Annotated in this window: 2 protein-coding genes; one reads left to right on the top strand and one right to left on the bottom strand. The window is 64.5% G+C overall.

All coding sequences use genetic code 11. From position 1 onward, the window contains the following. Window positions 1-314: 314 nt before the first annotated feature. The gene (locus J1N50_RS13085) at window positions 315-554 is read left to right on the top strand and encodes a TFIIB-type zinc ribbon-containing protein (RefSeq protein WP_058456933.1); all 240 of its coding nucleotides are present in this window, start codon (window positions 315-317) and stop codon (window positions 552-554) included. A gap of 42 nt (window positions 555-596) precedes the next feature. Here the strand turns inward: J1N50_RS13085 and J1N50_RS13080 are convergent, their stop codons facing one another. Further along, window positions 597-1,994 carry an amino acid permease gene (locus tag J1N50_RS13080; RefSeq protein WP_215354176.1) on the bottom strand — a complete coding sequence of 466 codons (1,398 nt, stop codon included), beginning with the start codon at window positions 1,992-1,994 and terminating at the stop codon, window positions 597-599. Window positions 1,995-2,069 lie beyond the last annotated feature (75 nt).

Below are 2,069 nucleotides of genomic sequence, written 5' to 3'. Positions count from 1 at the left end.
GCATCGTCATCCTGGCTGCGGCGATGGCCTCGCTGTTTCAGGATCCATGGTCCGCCATTTCCTCAAGCGCCGTGCCGGACGAACGCTCAGTCCATGGATGCTGAAACAAGTTCAGCATGACGAGAATTGAAGGGCAGTAATCCACCCCAAGGCGGACGCAAACGGCACGCAGGCAATCCACAAAATCGTCGGAACGCGATCCGGCAACAGGCGTATGCAAAGTAGCCGACACTCTGGCCGCGATTTGCATGAAAGGAAACTGTGTGACCGATGCCCAGGGGCTGCTTTGCCCGTCCTGCCGCGTGAATTTGACGATGTCGGAGCGTCAGGGGATCGAGATCGACTATTGCCCGCAGTGCCGCGGCGTCTGGCTGGACCGCGGCGAGCTCGACAAGATCATCGAGCGCAGCGAAGGCGCCGGGGCGCCGCCCCCGCGGCAGGCCGCGCCGCAGCCGCAATATCGCGAGCCGCGCTATGACGACGATCGTCACTATGCGAAGCCCTATAAGAAGAAGAGCTATACCAAGAGCTTCCTGAGCGATCTGTTCGATTGATCTTCACCGTCGCCCCCGCCTGCGCGGGGGTGGCGATCTTCCTTATCCCGCCACGGCATTCCGCCGCGCGTAGGCGAAGTAGACCGCCAGCCCGGCGACATTCCAGATGCCGAACCAGATCTGCGTTTTCGCCGGCAGGCTGAAGAACAGGTAGAGGCAGCCGAGCACCGCGATCCCGCCGACGACCCACGGCATCGGGGTGCGGAAGGTGCGCGGCGCGTCGGGCGCGCGGCGGCGCATGATGAGCATGCACAGCGACACCGCGGTGAAGGCCGCGAGGGTTCCCGCGTTGGCGAGCGCGGCGAGTTCGTCGAGCGGGATGAAACCCGCGAGTATCGCGACGACGATCGCGGTAAAGATGGTGATGCGCACCGGCGTCCCGCGCCCCGAAATCCTGGCGAGCCCCTTGGGCAGCAATCCGTCGCGCGCCATGGTGAAGAAGATGCGGCTCTGCCCGAAGAAGAAGGCGAGGATCACCGTCGGCAGCGCCACGATCGCCGAGATGGCGAGATATTTCGCGGCAAGCGGCTGGCCGAGTTCGCGCAGGATCAGCGCGAGCGGTTCGGGGCTGTTGGCGAATTTGCTGTAGGAAATGGCACCGACCGCTGCGACCGCGACGAGGACATAGATCGCGACGCAGGCGAGCATCGATCCGACGATCCCGATTTTGAGGTCGCGATCGGGATTCTTCGCCTCCTCGGCCGCGGTCGCGATCGCATCGAAGCCGTAGAAGGCGAAGAAGATGATCGCAGCGGCCGCCATGATCCCGCGCTCGACGCCGTCGGGGGCGACATGCTTTGCAAAGCCGAAGGGGCTGAAGGGTTCGAGGTTCGCGGCGTCGAACGCCGGCAGCGCGACCGCGACGAAAACGGCGAGCGCGATGATCTTCACAACGACGAGGATCGCGTTGACGGTGGCACTCTCGCGCGTGCCATAGAGCAGCATCCCCGCGACCACCGCGATGATCGCGATCGCGGGCAGGTTGACGATCCCGCCAAGCTCGGGCCCCTGCATCAGGTCCATCGGCACGTTCGCCCACGCCTGGAGCAGCGGGGCGGCATAGCCCGACCAGCCGACCGCGACCGCGCTGACGACCAGCGAATATTCGAGGATCAGGCTCCAGCCGACGATCCATGCGATCAGTTCGCCGATCACGACATAGCTGTAGGTGTAGGCGCTGCCCGAGGCGGGAATCATTGTCGCCATTTCGGCATAGGCGAGCGCGGCGCAGGCGCAGATCAGCCCCGCGACAAGGAAAGAGACGATCACGGCCGGGCCGGCCTTGTCGGCGCCGACGCCGATCAATGTCAGAATGCCGGTGCCGACGATCGCGCCGACCCCGAGCGCGACGAGATGCGGCCAGCCGAGCGTCCGCGCGAGCCCGTGCCCCTCCTGCCGGTCCGGAACGATGGTCTTGCGACGCAGCAGGCTGTCGGTCATTCGGGTTCCCCTTAGAGTGCGTTCGGTTTTGATTGAATCAAAACCGGCACTCCAGATTCTTGTTTTGCCGTGTTT

It is taken from the genome of Sphingopyxis soli (assembly GCF_018682675.1).
Taxonomy (GTDB): Bacteria; Pseudomonadota; Alphaproteobacteria; order Sphingomonadales; family Sphingomonadaceae; genus Sphingopyxis; species Sphingopyxis soli.
This window is presented reverse-complemented; position numbering and strand designations above follow the sequence as displayed.